The sequence below is a fragment of the Gilliamella sp. B2838 genome (assembly GCF_026536185.1).
Lineage (GTDB): Bacteria > Pseudomonadota > Gammaproteobacteria > Enterobacterales > Orbaceae > Gilliamella.
The window spans coordinates 1-20,459 of sequence record NZ_JAFNOO010000003.1; the positions used below are offsets into that span (position 1 = coordinate 1).

Annotated in this window: 18 protein-coding genes; 13 read left to right on the forward strand and 5 right to left on the reverse strand. The window is 34.8% G+C overall.

Going from position 1 to position 20,459, the window contains the following annotated elements:
• From J3U63_RS03650 to J3U63_RS03660, 3 genes are all read left to right on the forward strand, one after another.
• Positions 1-1,176: VENN motif pre-toxin domain-containing protein (locus tag J3U63_RS03650; protein WP_267370460.1), on the forward strand; the 1,176-nt coding region annotated here is incomplete at its 5' end.
• Positions 1,177-1,178: 2 nt separating this feature from the next.
• Complete coding sequence (locus J3U63_RS03655) at positions 1,179-1,784, forward strand: hypothetical protein (RefSeq protein ID WP_267370462.1); 606 nt, start codon at positions 1,179-1,181, stop codon at positions 1,782-1,784.
• A 481-nt stretch (positions 1,785-2,265) separates the two neighbouring features.
• Positions 2,266-2,781 (forward strand): DUF2247 family protein, encoded by a 516-nt coding sequence (locus tag J3U63_RS03660; protein WP_267370464.1) that lies wholly within the window; start codon positions 2,266-2,268, stop codon positions 2,779-2,781.
• A gap of 42 nt (positions 2,782-2,823) precedes the next feature.
• On the opposite strand, the gene J3U63_RS13310 is transcribed toward J3U63_RS03660, so the two are convergent.
• The 3 genes from J3U63_RS13310 to J3U63_RS03670 all read right to left on the reverse strand — a co-directional run bounded on the left by J3U63_RS13310 (position 2,824) and on the right by J3U63_RS03670 (position 5,732).
• Positions 2,824-3,039, reverse strand: coding sequence for a SymE family type I addiction module toxin (locus J3U63_RS13310; RefSeq protein ID WP_416381290.1), 216 nt, complete (start codon positions 3,037-3,039; stop codon positions 2,824-2,826).
• Between the two features lie 182 nt (positions 3,040-3,221).
• A complete protein-coding gene (manA, locus tag J3U63_RS03665) occupies positions 3,222-4,409 on the reverse strand; it encodes a mannose-6-phosphate isomerase, class I (protein WP_267344838.1) in 1,188 nt (395 codons plus the stop codon).
• Between the two features lie 138 nt (positions 4,410-4,547).
• Positions 4,548-5,732: a carbohydrate porin gene (locus tag J3U63_RS03670; RefSeq protein WP_267370465.1), complete on the reverse strand. Its 1,185-nt coding sequence runs from the start codon at positions 5,730-5,732 to the stop codon at positions 4,548-4,550.
• Positions 5,733-6,068: 336 nt separating this feature from the next.
• Here J3U63_RS03670 and prfA point away from each other — a divergent pair, with 336 nt between their 5' ends.
• From prfA to J3U63_RS03695, 5 genes are all read left to right on the forward strand, one after another.
• Positions 6,069-7,154: a peptide chain release factor 1 gene (prfA, locus tag J3U63_RS03675; protein ID WP_267332515.1), complete on the forward strand. Its 1,086-nt coding sequence runs from the start codon at positions 6,069-6,071 to the stop codon at positions 7,152-7,154.
• Positions 7,151-7,987, forward strand: coding sequence for a peptide chain release factor N(5)-glutamine methyltransferase (prmC, locus tag J3U63_RS03680; protein WP_065798068.1), 837 nt, complete (start codon positions 7,151-7,153; stop codon positions 7,985-7,987). The genes prfA and prmC overlap by 4 nt, the downstream gene beginning before the upstream one ends.
• Before the next feature lie 13 nt (positions 7,988-8,000).
• Positions 8,001-8,858: a 3-deoxy-8-phosphooctulonate synthase gene (gene kdsA, locus J3U63_RS03685; protein ID WP_267332516.1), complete on the forward strand. Its 858-nt coding sequence runs from the start codon at positions 8,001-8,003 to the stop codon at positions 8,856-8,858.
• Between the two features lie 459 nt (positions 8,859-9,317).
• Entirely contained in the window at positions 9,318-10,733 is a 1,416-nt protein-coding gene (locus J3U63_RS03690; RefSeq protein WP_267370467.1) for an OprD family outer membrane porin, read from the forward strand.
• A 9-nt stretch (positions 10,734-10,742) separates the two neighbouring features.
• On the forward strand, positions 10,743-13,418 hold the full coding sequence (locus tag J3U63_RS03695; protein ID WP_267370468.1) for a beta-N-acetylhexosaminidase: 2,676 nt from the start codon (positions 10,743-10,745) through the stop codon (positions 13,416-13,418).
• A gap of 69 nt (positions 13,419-13,487) precedes the next feature.
• On the opposite strand, the gene rraB is transcribed toward J3U63_RS03695, so the two are convergent.
• Entirely contained in the window at positions 13,488-13,883 is a 396-nt protein-coding gene (gene rraB / locus J3U63_RS03700) for a ribonuclease E inhibitor RraB (RefSeq protein WP_267332519.1), read from the reverse strand.
• A 70-nt stretch (positions 13,884-13,953) separates the two neighbouring features.
• Between rraB and rnm the strand changes: the two genes are divergently transcribed.
• From rnm to J3U63_RS03725, 5 genes are all read left to right on the forward strand, one after another.
• Entirely contained in the window at positions 13,954-14,787 is an 834-nt protein-coding gene (gene rnm, locus J3U63_RS03705; protein ID WP_267344832.1) for an RNase RNM, read from the forward strand.
• A gap of 108 nt (positions 14,788-14,895) precedes the next feature.
• Positions 14,896-15,516, forward strand: a complete 621-nt coding sequence (locus tag J3U63_RS03710; RefSeq protein WP_267332521.1) for an L-threonylcarbamoyladenylate synthase — start codon at positions 14,896-14,898, stop codon at positions 15,514-15,516.
• 171 nt (positions 15,517-15,687) lie between these two features.
• Complete coding sequence (gene rluB, locus J3U63_RS03715; RefSeq protein ID WP_416381291.1) at positions 15,688-16,605, forward strand: 23S rRNA pseudouridine(2605) synthase RluB; 918 nt, start codon at positions 15,688-15,690, stop codon at positions 16,603-16,605.
• Positions 16,606-17,056: 451 nt separating this feature from the next.
• Complete coding sequence (locus J3U63_RS03720) at positions 17,057-17,224, forward strand: hypothetical protein (protein WP_267348250.1); 168 nt, start codon at positions 17,057-17,059, stop codon at positions 17,222-17,224.
• Between the two features lie 291 nt (positions 17,225-17,515).
• Complete coding sequence (locus J3U63_RS03725; RefSeq protein ID WP_267348249.1) at positions 17,516-18,841, forward strand: hypothetical protein; 1,326 nt, start codon at positions 17,516-17,518, stop codon at positions 18,839-18,841.
• 112 nt (positions 18,842-18,953) lie between these two features.
• Here J3U63_RS03725 and J3U63_RS03730 read toward each other — a convergent pair whose 3' ends face one another.
• The gene (locus J3U63_RS03730; protein WP_267332525.1) at positions 18,954-19,970 is read right to left on the reverse strand and encodes an amidohydrolase family protein; all 1,017 of its coding nucleotides are present in this window, start codon (positions 19,968-19,970) and stop codon (positions 18,954-18,956) included.
• Positions 19,971-20,459: the final 489 nt, after the last annotated feature.

A 20,459-nucleotide genomic window follows, 5' to 3' on the forward strand; every position in this document is an offset into this window, starting at 1 on the left:
GGCGGAGTTGGTGCAGCGGTCAGTGAGCGAGGCGCAGAAGTCATTGCCAGTATTCTTTATCCGAATAAAAGTATAGATGAATTAAATCAGGATGAAAAACAACAAGTCAGAGCACTCGCCCAACTGGCCACCGGACTGGCTATTGCCGCATTAGGTGGTAATGCTCAGGATATCAATACCGCTATTGCCGGTGGTAAAAATGCGGTTGAGAATAACTATTTGAGTGCATCGGAAGATAAAGAAAGAAAAGATGCACAAGCTAAATTAGACTTGATAAATAAAGGTAGTCTAGTTGTTTCAGACGAAAAGAAACAGGAATTAGAAGGCCAAGTTGCTATTTTAAATGCACTAGATGCACAACGAGATGAAATTCTAAAAATTGCTTGTCAAAATTTAAGCTCATCAGAATGTAATGCGGTAAGAATAGAATTACAGTCAGCATATGCTAGCTATTTTAAAACGTTATCTCCCGAAGATTATTTAGCTTATAATGATGCCTATGCTAATTACACTAAATATTATGATGGATATAAGAAAATACTAAGTCAACTTACTGAGTTAGAAGGAAGAGACTTAGCTGCCTATAATGAATATAAGGCTCAGAATTTATCAGATAGTTTAGGGATAAGTATTGAATCCGCACGAAATTTAGTCAAGTTTGATAATGCAATGCATTCCACAGCTATGCTTGCCGCGATGATAGTTGGCCCCAATAGTATTGCTGGAAAGGGGAGTGCTGTCGCACAGGCGGATAAAGTCGCAGCTCAAGCACAAAAAAATTTACTTGATGAAATTAATAGCTTTACATCGAAATCTCAAGCTAATAAAAATGCAACAATGGTCGGTGCATATGACCCTGTGACGGGTAAAATCGCTATAGGCAATAGTAACGCTAATATAACTGCTGAAGCATTACATCCTAAAACAGTAAAGTATATTGAACAGCAATTAGGTGTTAAAATCGGAGAGTTTACAAGTTTTTGTAAAAATAAAGCAGGGGCATGTGCTGAAGTTTCAGCAGCAGCTCAGTTAATTCGTCAAGGAGTTGCTCCTGAGAGAATTAAGTTTACTGACGCAGTTAGACCAAGAACGGTCTATGAGCAAGGTAAAATTACACAAGATTCAATTATAAAGCCTTGTGAAAATTGTCAGATAACATGGCCGAAGGATAAATAGATATGAGTATTTTAAATATACATTGGAAACCCGAATTTGGAACCATATACACTTGGTTTGCTATGGATAAATTCGGTCGAATTGCTGTGATGGTAAACAATTGTTTTGGTAATTTACCTAAAGCTCTTCTGTCAATCAATAATTTAGAATTATTATTAGACCAATTAACTGATTATATGTGGGAAGAATCAGAAATATTTAAGTCCTACCCTAATAATAAATGTGGTAGGACTGTATTAGATCTTTATTCAGGTTTAAGATTTGATTATTTACCAACTAGAAAAGATGTTGAACAACTTATACAAGAACGTTCTCACTATGAACAAAAACCAATTGAATGTAACTTACCATCAAGGAAAGGCTTTTTTGTTTATCATGGAATTGAAGGTAGTTTTGAAGGTGAAGATTATCCTGTTGGCTTTAATGGTAATACTAAAATGGGGGACTATTTCCGGTATTTGATGCCAACCGTCTATGCCTCAATTGAAGATTTTCCTGAAGAATTACGTCATGGAATAGCCGTTTCTGACATGGTTGATTTTACCACTGATAGATTGCTTGATAATGATAAAATCAACGAATATTTCCCTAGAATGTATCAGAAATAAATGATAGATCCCGCATTTGTAGGGTTTTATTTTTTTAAATTTAATTTAACGCTGGAAAGGGAACGAGTGCGAATAAAGGTGGTGGAAATCAAACCATTTCTAATGAGATCTTAGATAATCCAAGAGTTGGTTATGGTGAAAAAGGCTCAGGTAGTGGCAATAAGATTGATCAAGTAACTAATAAACCGGTATTAGATATTGATGGTTAACAAATAACAGTTTATCCAGGTAAACCAAAGCCAGGAGCTGTTCAAGAATTCCCTCCTACAGCTAAATCGCATGGATTTAATGATATTATTGACAATTATGCAGGTCAAGCGACAAAAACAACCTTAAACAACGGAGCAACCCTTCATCAACTGGAAGGAAGCCTAAATGGTGTTCCTGGTAGATTTGAATGGATAGTAGATCCTAAGTTAGGTGGCGTAAGTCATCGTATGTTTGTACCAAATGGAAAAATAAATGGGATACCATCTAAACCATGATAAATAAAATATTTAATGAATTTGAAAAACTAAGAATAGTTGACTGGGGAGTGGTTTATTTAGGCTGTAAAGGCCTCCCCATAGGTACATTATCACCGAATAGTGTTAGCGATTATGCATGTGAACAGTTAGCTATTCTTGAGCCAGATGATGCTTCTTTTATATTAGTTTCTGAATTGTCTTTTTGTACAGAAATAAACGATGAGGTTATTGATATACTTAGTAAGCTTTGTGAGTTTAGTAATGTTAATTTAACCCTTTCAAAGAGAAAATGGGTCGTGTTCTCAATAAAAAAATTACTAAATAACTTACCAAAAGATAGTTTGTATGGACCGCTGGAATTAAATAATTTCTGGAATGAATGGGGAGAACCCAATAGTGGTCCGAATATAATTCAAGGAGTTAACAACGTAATGACTCTAAATGAGTTCTATTCTGATAAAAACTATCTCAAAATTATATCAGATCATAATTTGTGGATAAAAAAAGAATTAAATGAATTAGGTATTTAATTTAATCCCCCGTTCCTATATCGGGGCTCTTCTTATCTCTTTTTAGATCTGCATCGCAAGTTCAATAATTAACTTACCCTGCTCGATTTTAATGATCACAGGTTGTCCAGTATAAAAACCAAATTGCTCCAGCCATCTATCCTTAATCGTCAGTTGTAATCTGGGGTTGGATTTTGTGCCTTGTGGCATGTAACCGACGGTATAAAACCACCTAGCCTCCACTGCGGATAAATCCAAAAACCGGTTAGATACCGGCACAATCAGTTTTAGTGATATTGAAAACAAAGCCGACTTTAAGGTGACACCGGTATCGATAAGTGGCGGTACGGTAGTACTCGATGCCTCAGTGGCATATTAAAACAGTGATAAAGACATGCGTACCACTAAATCAGCGGTGGAAAAAGATAGTTAATCATCCACAATCAGGCTAGATTTTTATTTTAATTAGAAGCCTTAGCTAAAATCCCTTCTCCTGTATAACAATACGCTTTAGCTTGATAAGCAATAAAAGCTGATTCACCTTTGCTAAGGACTACTGATTCAAATTCTGTGGTCAAGCAAATCTTTCCTTCAAGGCATAATACTATTTGTGCGCTAGTTACCTTTTGTTCTTGTTGTTGATCATTACTGTATATAATTTCGAAATTAAAATCGTCAACTGGAACCGGAAAAGAGGTTCTATTAGCTTTGATTATTGGTTTTATTAGTAAATTATTTAAACTTAAGCTATCAAAACTTGTATTGTTTACTAACTGCTGTATATCAATGTGTTTGTGCGTTAAGCCTGCTCTAAGTACATTATCTGAGTTTGCCATTACTTCAAGTCCTGTTCCTTTGATATAAGCATGAGGCGTTTGCGCATCTAAAAACATAGCTTGCCCGGGTTGTAGTTCAATAACATTTAAAATTAATGGCATAAATATACCGATATCATTTGGATATTCTTGAGCAAGCATCTTGATTGTTGAAAAAGGCTCAATTTCTATATCGTTTATGCTATTTAGTAATTGATTAATTAATTGTAATTTTTCTTTTTCCGAAAGATTCAATAATGCTGTAAAGAACAGTTTCAATTGCTGAGGTGAACGATTATTTTTCAATTTTACGATTTCATTTTCAAGTATCGAAACGTTAATTTTTGCAAACAGCATAAGTATTTCATCGATAGGTCGAAATGATCGCATCGCTTTAAAGGGGGTTAAGGCGTAAATTAATTCTGGTTTATGATTAGGATCTTTATAATTTCGCTTTGGATCATTAAGGGCAATGCCTAATTGATTTTCTTTTTCAAAACCACATTTAGCCGCGGTTTTTGTTGGATGAACCTGTATTGATAAGGCTTTATTCGCGGAAAGTATTTTAAAAAGATAAGGTAAACCAGCAAATTTTTTGTATGTATCTTCACCTAAAATAGCTTGCGGGTTATCATTGATCAATTTATCAAGTTTGACTTTGTGATTGTCAATTTCAATGGCTGTTGAACAGCCGATTGGATGCGCTCCCATCCAAATTTCCGCCATTGGTTTTTGACTGGGATTACTGATCCCCAAAATTTTTGTTATCTGATCCATACTACCCCAATCAAAGTGTTTAATTGGGTTTTCGAGTTTCCATATTGTTTGTTTCATCGTTTTTACCATTAACAATAAAAAATTGGTGTTGAAATCACTAAGTAATTGTAGGTAACTATACCCTTGATAAAAAAACTTGCAAACTAATAAATATAAGCCAGCAAATTAAATAACTAAACTGGCTTTTATTACTAATTAATAGAAATATTTAAACCTTACACGTGCACCATAGCGATCATCGGTATTATCACCATGAGATTTACTTCTATCCAATAGTGAATAATAGGTACCTAAATAAATATTAAAATTGTCCATATATAATACGTTATTAATTAAGTAAGAAGCATTAACTGTATGGATTTTATATTTTCCTTTATTATTGATATGACCGTCTTTGATACGATTTTCTAGGTTAAATTTTTTAATATCATTATTGGCAAAAATGTACCCAAATCCAATTTGTTCCCAAACTAGATTGGTACCTATAGTCATATCTTTTTCATCTTTGGCATTCATATATGCAAAGCTAGTATTGATTTTAAGTCCTTTATTCGATGCGTTCCAGTCACCTTCGCTATTCCATGAGAATGTTGCGCCATAGCCTGTTCGTTTAGATTGATCTCGAAATTTTTCATCATTGTCATAGTAACCATAAGCATTTTTAACAACATTGGTTTCGGCTGCAATTGCTGTTGATATACTATCATTTTTCCAAGATAAAACAGGGCGAACATACGCAACATTTTTCTTTTTGTCGATGTTATAGCCATGATAAGTCGACTTATTAAACATCTTCTCACCATTGTTAATTAATCCATTTAATTCGAAATTAAAATTAGTTAAAAAGGGTTTATTTAATTGAATACTCCCGCCATTTTTGCTCCTACCTCGACCTTCTTTCATCATATAAATATATCCAAAACCGTCTTCATAAAGATCATTGGCGGTATTGCCTGAATATTCGATAAACGTATCTTGACCCAGTGGAAACATGTCATAAGCTTCGTAACGACCAATTTTAATATTCCACTCCTTTTTTTGCCCAAAGTAAAAAGCTGCATCATCAAGGTTCATATCACCACTTAAATCAGCAAGAGGTTGTACTGTAAAACCAGCATAATTAGAATGGTTGATTTCTCGATAACCATCTAAACCAATCAAAATTCGCCCATTGATATCCCAGCGATCTTTGTCGGCAGGTTGATTTTTTTTATCAGCGGTTTGTTTTAATGAACTTAGTTGTTGTTTGCTGCTTGCTGCATCGGTATTGAATTCAACATCACCATATAATTTTAATTGCCCTTGTTGTGTATCCCATTGAATTGCAGCATTGGCAATAGAACTTAATCCCAATAAACTTAATACAAAAAATTTTTTCATGATTGCGACTCCTTAAATAGTTTAAAATTAGTTTATGTATACGATAACATTTAATTATTATATGATTTATATGTTGTTATTTTTTATATTTTCAAAATAAATGATAACGTTTACATTTATATGTTATGAGGTGATTCAATTTTTTAAAACTTGAAAAAGCGATTTATGTGACATGCGCAACATTTTTAGTAGATTGATTTTTTATGGATTAATTTTTGCCGATTTTTATCAAGGTTATTTAACTAAGCAGACAACAAGCTGAAACTGTATTTTGCATACAATAAAGTATATAATGCCCAGCAAATTTAATTATTTATCGTTAAAATTATACTTTTTATGAAATCTTCTATTATCAGCAAGTTAGAAACCCTGCAAGAGCGCTATGAAGAAGTTCAAGCATTATTATCTGATGCTTCGGTTATTGCCGATCAAAATCGTTTTCGTACGCTTTCTAAAGAATACTCTCAATTATCTGGCGTGGTTAAATGTTTTACGAGTTGGAAGCAAACACAAGAAAACATTGAAACCGCTAAAATGATGTTGTCAGATCCTGAAATGAGTGAAATGGCTCAAGAAGAACTCGATGAAGCATTAGGTCAAGTTGAAGAACAAGAAAGACAATTACAAGTTCTATTATTACCTAAAGACCCTAATGATGATTACAACTGCTTTGTTGAAGTTAGAGCAGGGACTGGAGGTGATGAAGCGGCCATTTTTGCTGGGGATTTGGCAAGAATGTATACTCGCTATGCTGAATCAAAAAATTGGCGAGTTGAAATCATGAGCTCAAATGATGGTGAACATGGCGGTTATAAAGAAGTGATTATGCTGGTTAGTGGTGATGGTGTATACGGTAACTTGAAATTTGAATCAGGTGGCCATCGTGTTCAACGTGTACCAGAAACCGAATCGCAAGGTCGAATTCATACTTCAGCGTGTACAGTTGCAGTATTACCTGAAATTCCCGAAGCGGAAATGCCAGAAATTAACCCAGCAGACTTAAAAATTGATACTTATCGTTCCTCAGGGGCGGGTGGTCAGCACGTTAATACCACTGATTCAGCTATTCGTATTACCCATATTCCAACCGGTATTGTCGTTGAGTGTCAAGATGAGCGTTCACAACATAAAAATAAAGCTAAGGCGATGTCTGTATTAGCTGCACGTATTCAAGATGCAGAAACGCGAAAACGACAACAAGAAGAAGCTTCAACCAGACGTAATTTATTAGGTTCTGGTGATCGTTCAGATAGAATTAGAACGTACAATTACCCACAGGGTCGAGTTACTGATCACCGTATTAACCTGACTATTTATCGCCTAGATGAAGTGATGGAAGGTAAATTAGAAATGTTAATTGATCCAATCGTTCAAGAGTATCAAGCAGATCAACTTGCGGCATTATCGGAACAGGATGAATGACTTATTTAGAATGGCTAAAATCAGCATCACAAACGCTCACTGAAAGTGAGAGCCCTAAACGTGATGCTGAAATTTTATTGAGCTTTGTTACGCATAAAACACGCACATTTTTGATGGCTTTTAGTGAAACATTACTTAATGATGATGAGCTAATTGCCTTAGATGGATATCTTAAAAGACGTCAAGCTGGTGAACCGATTGCCTATATCACGGGTGAAAAGGAATTTTGGTCTTTAAAGTTTCATGTTTCAAATGCCACATTGATTCCAAGACCCGACACTGAAAAATTAGTTGAATTAGGTTTGGAATATTTATCTAAAATACCTTGCGAAGTCCTAGACTTGGGGACAGGGACAGGTGCTATTGCTATTGCAATGGCAACAGAGCGCCCAGATTGTTTATTTACCGCAGTAGAAAAAAATAAAGATGCATTAATTTTAGCTCAAGAAAATGCTAATCAAATTGGGGTTAATAACGTTTATTTTTTACAAGGTGATTGGTATAAGCCGATTAAGAATCGTAAATTTTCAATGATTACCAGTAATCCGCCATACATCGAACCAACCGATATACATCTATCGCATGGTGATGTGCGATATGAACCAAGAACAGCACTGGTTTCGGAAGACGAGGGGCTGGCAGATATTAAATTAATTGTACAGGGTGCAACTAAACACCTTCATCAATATGGTTGGTTGCTAATTGAACACGGCTGGAAACAAGGTTTGGCCGTTCAAACAATTTTCAAACAACATGGATTTCAATTAGTCGAAACCGTCGCTGACTATAGTGGTAACGATAGGGTTACGCTTGGTCGATGGTTTAAACCTTAACTAGGAATATTTTATGAAGCAACAAAAAAGAGTTAAAGTTGGCGATATTACTGTCGCTAATGATTTACCATTTGTGTTATTTGGTGGTATGAATGTTCTTGAATCACGTGATTTAGCCATGAAAATTTGTGAACATTATGTTACCGTGACAAATAAATTGAATATCCCTTATATTTTCAAAGCCTCTTTTGATAAGGCAAATCGTTCTTCAGTACACTCTTATCGTGGACCAGGTTTGGAAGAAGGCTTGAAAATTTTTGAAGAACTAAAAAAGCAATTTGGTATAAAAGTGATTACCGATGTGCATACTGAAGCGCAATGCCAGCCAGTTGCAGATGTAGTTGATGTAATTCAATTGCCTGCATTTTTAGCAAGGCAAACAGATCTGGTTGTTGCAATGGCTAAAACTGGTGCGGTGATTAATGTTAAAAAACCACAATTTGTAAGCCCAGGTCAAATGGGGAATATTGTCGAAAAGTTTGAAGAAGCCGGTAACGATCAAATTATTCTTTGTGATCGTGGTAGCTGTTTTGGTTATGATAATTTAGTCGTTGATATGCTGGGTTTTAATATTATGAAAAAAGCCAGTCATGGTTCACCTGTTATTTTTGATGTCACCCATGCTTTACAATGTCGAGATCCAATGGGCGCAGCGTCTGGCGGTCGACGGGGGCAAGTGACTGAGCTTGCTCGTTCAGGTATGGCTGTAGGTATTGCTGGGTTATTTTTAGAATCTCATCCAGATCCTAGTCATGCAAAATGTGATGGTCCATCAGCGTTACCATTAGCAAAATTAGAACCATTCTTAAAACAGATGAAAGCAATTGATGAGTTAGTAAAAAGTTTTGACGAAATCGATACGGAAAACTAATACTAATAAAGTCTGTTATTAACGGCAAATTGAAAAAAAGAGAAATGTGAATCGTTTCTCTTTTTTTTGTTCGATACTTTCTAAATATTGCTCATATTGATAATAATTCAGTATATTCAATTTATTACTTTACCTATCACACTACTGTTTATTTTTTAAAGATCGCTTAAATAATTATTTTTTTATCTGAAAAAAGTCGGCTTTTATTTAATAAAAATAGCAGTAATTTCTATTTTTTGGTGATTTTGATCACGATTTAAGATCATTTAATTTGCGAACTAAAATATGTTTATGCATTATAAAAATACTTATTTATCTGTTATCTGATGTAAATTGCTTGCCAAAATAGGCGTTAATTGTCATTTACATGAAAATAAGTTAGTGATTTAACTTTGCAAAAAATTTTTAAAGTGAGGCTGTGACTTGTTGTATAAATAAAATAATTTTAGGGAAACAAACATGAATCTAAATACGCTTGCTGTTGTACCATCCCGTTTTCATTTTCTAACAAAATATATTTTATTCTTCTCTTTTTTTTATAGTATTAATCCTGTATATGCCGTTTATGAAAATAATTTTGTTGATGATTCATCGCTCACGGGAAATGTATTTTTCTGGAATCGTGATCGAGAAAGAAAAAATATTGAAGAACATAAATATGAAAAAAACCTCAGGCACTCATCATTTAACACAAATTTAGATTTCAAATCGGGTTATATGGCTGATCGCTTTGCAATTGAGTTAGGTGGTTATGGTGCTTGGGAAGTCAGTAACGGTGGCAATGGACACCCTAATGAAATCGGTTTTAGTGGTGCCAATACTCGATGGGATGAGGATTGGAAGAAAGATGTCAGTGGGCTGAGTTTTTATAAAGCGCTAGTAAATTTTAAACTCGACGACAAATTTTGGCTTAGAGCAGGGTATATTCAACCTTCAGGTCAAACATTACTGGCGCCACACTGGAGTTTATTACCCGGTACTTATCGAGGTGTGGAATTTGGTAGTTTGCTTGATTTCGATGATGCCGGCTCTTTATCCATGTCTTATATGTGGGCAGATAAATACAAAGCACCATGGTATAAACGACTTTATGAATTTAAACAATGGGGCAAAGGAAAAAAAATTGATTACCTCCATTCTGCTGGTTTGAAATATGACTTTAAAAATGATTTAGTGTTAGAAACCGCCTTTGGTCAAGCGCAAAATTATATGAACCAATTTTTTGGTAAAGCCTCATATAAAACCGATATTTTCAATAATTCACTTACCATGAGTTATCAATTTTATGGGGCTAAAGATCAGTCTCATAAAGGAAAAAATGTTTATGATGGTTTGGCGTGGTTGCAAGCAGCTACTTTAGGTTATCAAATGGGACCGGTTGGTCTACGACTTGAAGGTGTGGTTGTTAAAGCTGAAGGCGAACAGGGCTACTTTCTACAGCGCATGACGCCGGATTATGCTTCTTCAAATGGTCGATTAGATGTGTGGTGGAATTCACGTTCTGACTTTAATGCCAATGGTGAGAAGGCGATATTTACTGAAGTCACTTATGATTTAGGCGATCTATCAAATTACTTAACCGGTTGGAAAGCAGGTACGTCTTATGCTTATGGTTGGGATGCAAAACCGAGCACAAACAAACAGTTTAACCAAAAGAAACGTTTAATTGAGTCAGCTTATAATTTTGATTTAGGTTATACCGTACAAAATGGTTGGATAAAAGATACGTCTTTACAACTTCATTATACCAAATACAACAATCACACCAATATCCCAAGCTGGGAGGGCGGATATGGCAATATCTTCCAAGATGAACACGATATCAAATTTATTGTTACTGTCCCTTTCACCATTTTCAATGCTAAACAAAAATAGGTAATTGTCATGATAAAATTTAAATCAGCTATTATTGCTACATCGATAGCATCATTATTCAGTATGGGCACTGCACAATCAGTGAATGCTTCACAAAAAATTGTGGATACCATGAGTTCACAATTACGCCTAAATTATCATATAGTTGATAATAATGCTGTAAATCATGGTATAGATTGTGCTGCATTGGGAGCAGATTGGGCATCTTGTAACAAAGTGACGTTAACACTTAAAAACACGGGGCCTGCGATAACTGACAAAGATTGGGCAATCTATTTTCATAATATTCGGATGATTTTAGCCGTCAATAATGATCAATTTAAAATCACCCATGTGACAGGTGATTTGCACAAGCTTGAACCGACTAACAAATTCAAAGGTATTCCCGAGAAAGCTATTGTGAACATCCCCATCATTGGTGAATATTGGCAAATTAGTGAAAGTGATGTGATGCCTAGATGGTATGTTACCTCGTCAAATGCTGAACCTAAAGTGATTGTTAATACGGATACTGATTCTGATAATCTATCGGCATTTGTTGAACCTTTAGGCGAACAATGGAAAATATCCCCCAATGATCATAATATTTTAATGACGCCTGAACATCGTTATCATCATAACAATGATATACAACTTATTAATGCCGAGTTGTTAAGAGGACAGATTTTGCCGACACCATCGAAACTTACTGTTGGTAAGGAAATGGTCACCCTCAATGAAAATGGTGTTAATTTAGTCCTTAATGGCTTAGCAAAAGAGAGCGAATCGGTATTAAATGAACATTTTAAAGTATTGAATATCCCTGTTAGCGGTAAAGGCTTTAACATTAAAGCCTCAATTGATAAAAGTGCATTTGAGAAAGGGGTAAAAGGGAGTTATAAGTTAGATATCACTCCTGAAGGGGCAACCATTTTAGCTTTTGATCAAAGTGGCATTTTTTATGGTGTAGAATCGATATTATCTGTATTACATGCCAATAATCCTCAAATTATTCCTGTACTTTCAGCTGAGGATGCCCCGCGATTCGAATATCGTGGAATGATGTTAGATACCGGTCGAAATTTCAAAAGTAAAGAAGCGGTATTACAGTTACTTGATACGATGTCAAAATATAAAATGAATAAATTTCATTTCCATTTGAGTGATGATGAGGGGTGGCGAATTGAAATTCCAGGTTTACCTGAACTGACCAATTTTGGTAGTAAACGTTGTCATGATTTGAGTGAGAAAAAATGCTTATTACCACAACTCGGATCGGGTCCAAATAGCAATAATAGCGGCAGTGGATACTTTACTCGAGATGATTATATTGAGATCGTAAAATACGCCAATGCTCGTTTTATTGAAGTCATCCCAGAAATCGATATGCCTGCTCATGCTAGAGCCGCTATTAGGTCGATGGAAGTGAGATATCAACGCCTAATGGAACAAGGACAAGAACAACAAGCTAATGAATATCGATTGGTTGATCCAAGCGATACATCCAATACAACAACGGTACAATTTTATAATCGACAAAGTTATCTCAATCCATGTTTGGAGTCTTCGAAAAAATTTGTTAATAAAGTTATTAGTGAAATCGCTAAAATGCATGTTGAAGCTAACCAGCCCATTACAACTTGGCATTTTGGTGGTGATGAAGCAAAAAACATTCATTTCGGTAATGGCTACCAAGATATCCATGCCGCTCAAAAAGAGGCTGGTAAAGGTTTAATCGATCAAAGTGTTGAAGATCATCCATGGGCAAAATCACAAGCCTGCCAAACCTTTGTCAATACTGGTATAGTTGAGAATTTTGAACATTTACCAAGTTATTTTGCCGTCGAAGTAAGTAAAATCATTAAAGACAATGGGATTAATCGCATGCAAGTTTGGCAAGATGGTGTAAAATTTGCTACTGATGCCAACGCTTTTGCCACCGATGAAGTGATTGTCAATTTCTGGGATAACTTGTATTGGGGCGGGTATGATTCAGTGAATGAATTTGCCAATAAGGGCTATAAAGTTATTGTGTCTAATCCTGATTATGTCTATTTAGATATGCCTTACGAAGTTAATCCAAAAGAAAGCGGGTATTATTGGGCTGCTCGGTTTAATGACGAACGCAAAATCTTCAGTTTTGCGCCAGATAACTTGCCACAAAATGCTGAAACTTCTTTTGATCGTAACGGTGATGCCTTTGCAGCTAAGGGTACAATGGATTGGCCAGGTGCATATGGTTTATCAGCACAAATCTGGACTGAAAATATTCGCACAGATGAGAAAATGGCTTATATGGCCTATCCTCGATTACTCAGTGTTGCCGAACGCGCATGGCATAAAGCCGATTGGGAAACAAATTATCAAAAAGATCGCCAATTCAAAATAGGTGAAACTCATTATGTTGATCAGCAAAAACTTTTTAATGATTGGAACCAATTTGCCAATTTATTAGGGCAACGAGAATTAGCTAAATTGGATGCGGCTTTAGTTGATTATCGTCTACCTGTCCCTGGAGCAAAAATTGAAAATGGTAAATTGATAGCAAATATTGTTTTCCCTGGTTTAAGTATTGAATATTCAATTGATAAAGGGCAGCAGTGGCAGCGTTATCAAGGTCCAGTTTCGCTGAATCATCACGACAAAATTTTGGTGCGTAGTGTTTCGCCAAATCAGAAAAGAAAGAGTCGTATCGAAGAATTATAATACGTTAAGCAATAAATATTCTTATCCGTTAAATATGCGGATAAGAATGCCGTTTATTATTTTTTATGATTAGTGGAGGGTCTCAGCAGATTCGTCTTCAATAAAATCATCATCACTACCATCTTCATAATAAGTACCCCATCCGTCGTAATTGACGTTAAATTGATTGGCCAGCGTGATTATTTCAGCAATTTGTGCGTTGATAAGTTCGGCATTAAGAGGGCTTTCTGCAATAATATCAAAGCCAATAACTAAATTACCCGCATCATCTACATCTTCATCGGGATCGGTTGCTTCATAGCCTAATTTGTAAGCTTCTACTGCAACCTTTTCTAAATTATCAAAATTTTGTGATGAAATATGATGTTCAATCAAATAAAGTGCATGAGGATCGCTACCATCATCTAAAAGTTCCTCAATAATAGCTAATGTATCTTGCTGAGCAAGCATAATTTGATCTTTCATAATATACCTTTTAGTGGTCATACAAATTGTGTGGTATATTACACGTTTAAAAATAATTATCGAGAAAAAAATGATCGTTGATTTACATTCGCACACTACTGCATCGGATGGAATTTTAAAGCCAACAGATTTAGTCAAAAGGGCCGTTGAAAATCAACTTCAAATGTTAGCAATTACCGATCATGATACAGTAAAAGGATTGCCAGAAGCCATATACACTATTGAAAAAGACAAATTACCTATAAAATTAATTCGTGGCGTTGAAATATCAACAGCCTGGAAAAATAATGAAATACACATTGTTGGCTTAAATATTGATATTGAAGATCCCCAATTAACTGCTTTGTTATTACGGCAAGAGCAAGGTCGCATAGATAGAGCAAAGGCTATTAGTAATAAATTAGCAAAAGTAAGTATTGAAAATGCTTATGAACAAGCTCAAGAATATGCTAAAGGTGATATTGTCTCACGTGCTCATTTTGCTCGTTTTTTAGTGGCTAAAGGGTATGTAAAAGATGTGAATCGAGCCTTCAAAAAATATTTAGGCAAAAGTGGTTATGCTTACGTACCTTCGCAATGTTGCACGATTGATCACGCGGTAAATGCGATACATAATGCGGGAGGGCAAGCAGTACTTGCACATCCCAGTCGTTATGATTTAACGTTAACTAAGTTAAAACTTTTGCTTAGTGATTTTAAACAATTTGGCGGTGATGCAATGGAAGTTTCGCAAAGTCGACAAACACCAACTGATCTACAATTATTAGCTAAACTCGCAAATGAATTTGGATTACTGGCATCACAAGGATCGGATTTTCATGATTTGGTTAATTATCTTGATTTAGGTAAAACAGCACCACTACCAAGCAGTGTTACACCAATCTGGCATAATTGGGTGTTATAAATGAAGATTGATATTAAGATACGTCAGATTGATATTGTTGAAAATTATTGATTGTGATCATTTAAACTAAAATGATATGTTAAATATAAAATTGGATTGAACAACATTATGAGCCAAACTTTTTATATTCATCCTGATAATCCACAAACTCGATTATTAGAGCAAGTGGTAAAAATATTGAATGATGGTGGCGTAATAGCTTTTCCGACTGATTCTGGCTATTCACTTGGTTGTTTGTTAGATAATAAATATGGCGTAGATCGTATTTGTCAAATCCGTCAGTTGGATAAACATCACAATTTTACGTTAATGTGCCGTGATCTTTCAGAACTTTCATCCTACGCTTTTGTGGATAATACCACTTTTCGGCTCTTAAAAAATAATACACCAGGTCGGTATGTTTTTATTTTGTCCGCGAGTAAAGAAGTTCCACGACGATTAATGAATGAAAAACGTAAAACGATTGGATTACGTATTCCTGATAACAAAATAGATCTGACTTTATTGGAATTATTAGGTCAACCTTTGATGACAACTACATTAATTTTACCCAATGATACTCAGGCCCAATCCGATCCCGATGAGATAGAAGATAAAATTGGCCATCAACTTGATGCAATTGTACATGGCGGCTATATTAGCGAACAACCAACAACCGTTATAGACTTGACCCATGACTACCCTGATATTATTCGTCAAGGTAGTGGTGATACTACACCATTTGAATAGCCGTTTTTTTATACGTTATTTTAATATTGATAATGTTTTGAATAGATAAATGATACCTGAGAAGGTAACAGTGAGGACAATATGAAACATAGCACAACAGCAGTTTCAAAATATGAAAATACAGCAGATACAAGAAAAATAAAAAGCAATAAATCAACAGACAAACCGGTAATGCTGCAAAAATCATTTTCGACAAAGCGGGCACCGTCTGTACACGATAACAGCGAAAAATTACAGAAAGTCTTAGCCAACTTAGGTAATGGTTCTCGCCGTGAAATTGAAGCAATGATCGCCGCAGGTCAAATTAGTGTTGATGGTAAAATTGCAACATTAGGTGATCGCGTTGATATTAATACTAATCCTAAAATTCGTATTAACGGTCATCTAGTACAACTTCGGAGTAAAGAAAAAGAAATCTGTCGTGTACTTGCCTACTATAAACCAGAAGGTGAGATTTGTTCCCGTAACGATCCTCAAGGTCGAGCAACCGTGTTTGAACGTTTGCCTCGTTTGAAAAATGCTAGATGGGTGAATATCGGTCGGCTTGATATTAATACTTCGGGATTGCTACTATTTACTACAGATGGTGAACTTGCCAATCGATTAATGCATCCCAGACATGAAATTGAGCGAGAATATGCGGTTCGGGTTTTTGGTAATGTGACCGATCAACAAATTAGTCAACTACGCAAAGGTATACAACTTGAAGATGGTCCTGCATCATTTAAATCGATCAAAGCGCAAGGTGGTGATGGTCTTAATCAATGGTTCAATGTGGTTATTACCGAAGGCCGTAATCGAGAAGTTCGTAGAATGTGGGAAGCCATAGATGTACAAGTAAGTCGATTGTTGCGTATTCGTTATGGTAACATCACGCTACCTAAAGGTTTATCACGTGGTACATGGATGGAGTTAAGCCTTGATTCAGTCAATTATTTACGGGAAATTGTTGGTTTACCTGCCGAAATTAAAAGTTTTACTGTAAATTCTACTTCGGGTAAGTCTAATGTTCGGCCTAAGCGAGTCAAACTGAATAACTTATCTCGATCATCGCGCCAAGCGACAGCAAAAAAGCCGACTCGTAAATAGAATCTGTCCTCCTAATGAATTCGATATTATTGGGAGGATACTTTCAACAACGCTATCTCATCTTTTCAAAATTAAATTTAATTTAGATTTTTGCTCATGACTATAGCAAAAAAAGTTAATAAATCGCCAAAAATTTTTTATAAACTTTGTTACGCTGATTAATACTGAGTTAATTAGTGATAAAAAAACAAACGATTGTCATCTGCAATGGACTGATAATTTAACTAAAATTTTTGAAAGGAAATATGATGCGGTTAACTATAGCAATTTTTTAATTTTTCTTTTAACAGCCTGTTATACTCGTACTGGTGACGATGCATATAAAGAAGGAAAATATTTAGAAAGTATTAGTTCATTAGCCACCGGTATTGAAGAGAAAGGTGAACGTAAATTTGATAAAGATAGTGCTAAAAAAAACTACATTCTTCAGTTAGTAATATTACAGCACATTATGAAACAAGTATTAGCTAATACCGCAACCACAGATTATCAGACTTGCATTGATATCTATCAAAGCTTGCTCAGAATCATGTTAAACGATTGTTTCTTTAGTCAAACAGTAACTTCCTTTGATGATAAATACACTATTGAGCAGTTAGAACAAACCATTGCTAAATAATATTATGAATATGGTAAATCAATTACCGGTACCGACAGCCAAAGTTATGTAATGAAACTAAAGAAACATTAGAAATGAGATCGGATTTAGCTAATAAAATAATAGATCAGGCGCTATCGCAACGAGTAACAATTAAATCCCTACAAATATGAATTGAGGCAGGGATTTTAAATTCAAAATAAATGGATATTTTTTTTAGTTTTAACTATATAATTTTTTATGTAACTAATTAGAATAATGTAAATTATTTTCAATGATTAAAGATAGGTTTAACAAATGGAAGTAAAAATTATGAGGAATTTAATTGTTGTTTTGTTAATGTTTTGGTTAGCGAGTTGTAGCCATACACGCACTTATGAAGAAGCATATAATGAAGGATACTATCTTCAAAGTATTAATATATTAGCACTCAATATTGAACAAAAAGGTATAGCTAAATTCAAGCAAGAAGATGCTGAGCATTTGCGCAATTTGGTTAATCGCGTGATGGTTAAATATGAAGCAGACTTAGCTGATAGCGCGGCTAACGATTACGAAGACAAAATTTCCACTTATAATAAATTAATGGAAATGCATGATCGCTTAAGTAATCAATTTTATAGTCCAGAGTTGAGCTTTTTTTTAGATAAGTATACCAGTTCAAAATTGAAACAAGATATTGCCAAAGTTTATTATGACCAAGCAAACTCAATTGTAGCTAAGGATAGTGAAAGTTATAAAAAGAAAGCCGAGCTATATAAACAAGGTTTAGATATTTATGACTATAAAGATATTAATGCTTCATATAAAAAAGCAAATAATCGTTATTTGCAATTAGTTGCTCAAGAGTACTATAAAATAGGGCAGCAAGCTGCTCGTAAAAAAGATTATCATCAAGCAGCGGCTGCCTTTAACAAAGCCGCTGAAGTTTATAGTCCAATCGGACACTATAAAGATAGTGAAAAACTAGCGAATTATTACATTAAAATCTTCAAAACTCAAATTGCGATTTCCTCTTATGCTGAAGGTGAACAAATCGCTAAAAAAGCAAGTTCGCGAGCTGATTATCGTAATGCGGCATATCAGTACCAAAAAGCTTCTAATACCTATCCCAATGGCTCTTATCGAGATGCAAGTAAAAAGGCTGAAGTTTATGCCGAAAAAGGTCGTATAACAGTCTATTTTAACGTTAATGGTGGTATGCAAAGTCGAATAATGGATGCAATCCGCGATCAAGGAATTGTGACCACTACTGATGATAGCAATGCTAGTCAAGTTAATGTCAGACTCCGATTTGATGAAAACTACTCTGATCAGGGTGGATCGGTTAAAAATGAAACTAAAAAGAATGGCGAAAAGGATTATAACCTAAAAATAGAAACATTGATGAATAAAATAACCGTGACTGCTTACCTAAACGTGACAGGGCTAATAAGCTATGATAAAACGTTTCGAGTTGAAAAAAACTCAATGCAGGTTAACTATTCCTATACGGGAGATAAACCAAGTTACGAATTTGATCATCAAGATGGCAATTATTTACAACAATACCAATTAACGCAAGAGGCAAAAAATGAGCTTGAAACGCAAATTATGAATGAAATATCTCATATTGCACAAGATATAAAAAGATTATAATTTTATACTTTAATAAGTTGTTAAATACCAAACTGAAAAAATAAAATCCCACAATAGATTAAAAACTGTGGGATTTTTTATTGGTCAAATTTTATTGTGTTTCATTCAATTATTATTCAAGTCCTAATACCATTCGTCCGTTTTTGGTAGCGACATTTACCACATTGTCTAAATCGGTATACCGGCATCCTGTAACGAGTAGTTTAAGCTCTTCCCACATGTTGCCTGTTGAAAATGGTAACATATAATCACTGACATTATCGGTACCAATCGCAACAGGAATACCTGCAGCGGCAAGTTCATCAACAGGAGTAAGAGAATTACGAGTAGGACCTTGTTCTTCACGGCGAGGGCTATCGATCCATGCGAATGGGCAAGCGATGACCATCATTTTCGCTTCTTTCATTTTTTTATAGAGTTTTTGACGATATTCCAAACTATGCGCAGTAATTGAAATACTATGAATTGCTACTACGCGTCCGTGCATGCCATGTTCCAAAGTTTTATCGGTGAGTTGTTCGGTTTCAATCTCGTCTGAGGAGTTAAATTGATCAACATGAACATGGACCATTTTGCCTAATGATTTTCCTGTTTGCATCAATACATCAAGATGTTTTAGCCCCATTCCTTCACCATGATCACGTTCATCACGACGTGGTAATCCACCAATGATATCAACTAAATCTGCACCTTTATCAAACCAATAACGTGCTTCTTTATCAATAACACCTTTAAGGGTTTGATTGACTAATTTTATGATAATGTCATTTTTATAAGTTTCACGGGCTCTTAGTGCACCTTTGATTGCTCGCTCTTCTGCAATTGGATCGATATCGACAAATGATCCCATGGCACTGACCCCTTGTTCGATCATTCGCTCAACCGCCATGCTGAAATGGCGGTAATAATCGTCTTCACTCATCGATGCTTTGACTTTATCTAACGTATCCCATTTTTCAATTAAAGTCTGCTTTTGATAAACATCAAAACTGTCAACAGTGATCGTAAAAGCACGATCGGCATGCATATGTGAATTAACCCAACCGCCATTTTGTTTAATTTTATTCATTAAATATGCTTTTAAACTTTGATCTCGACTGGTTAATAACATCTTTTTATTATCGGTCATAATGTGCCTCTACGATTCAATTGAGCTAAATTAGATAAAATAATAGATAAAAAAAATCCCCCTAAGATGGAGGATTAACAATAAATCAACAATGTTGTTTAGGACTGTTGATTTATATTTTGTCATGGTCAACTACTCTTGGTTGCTTAAATAATTTGAAAGAATTCTAACTAAACTATTTTTAATATCAAGTGCCGTTCTTATAAAAATATGTAAATAAATGAAATGGTTAAAGTATTATTTTTTAGATTTTTATCCCAAATTCAAGCTTTTATATAAAATTTAATTTTAGTATTACAGGATTTTTAATCAATAACTACCTATTTTATATCAATAATCTATTGTCCAAAAATCGAGACCAACAAAAGCATTATGCGATTTATTGTCAATCTCAAAAAGTGTAGTATTGCTTTGTTTAACACTAAAGAGTATATGGATGAATTGGATTTTTAGCGTTCTTTAATATATCAGCGTGTAAAAATTTTAAAA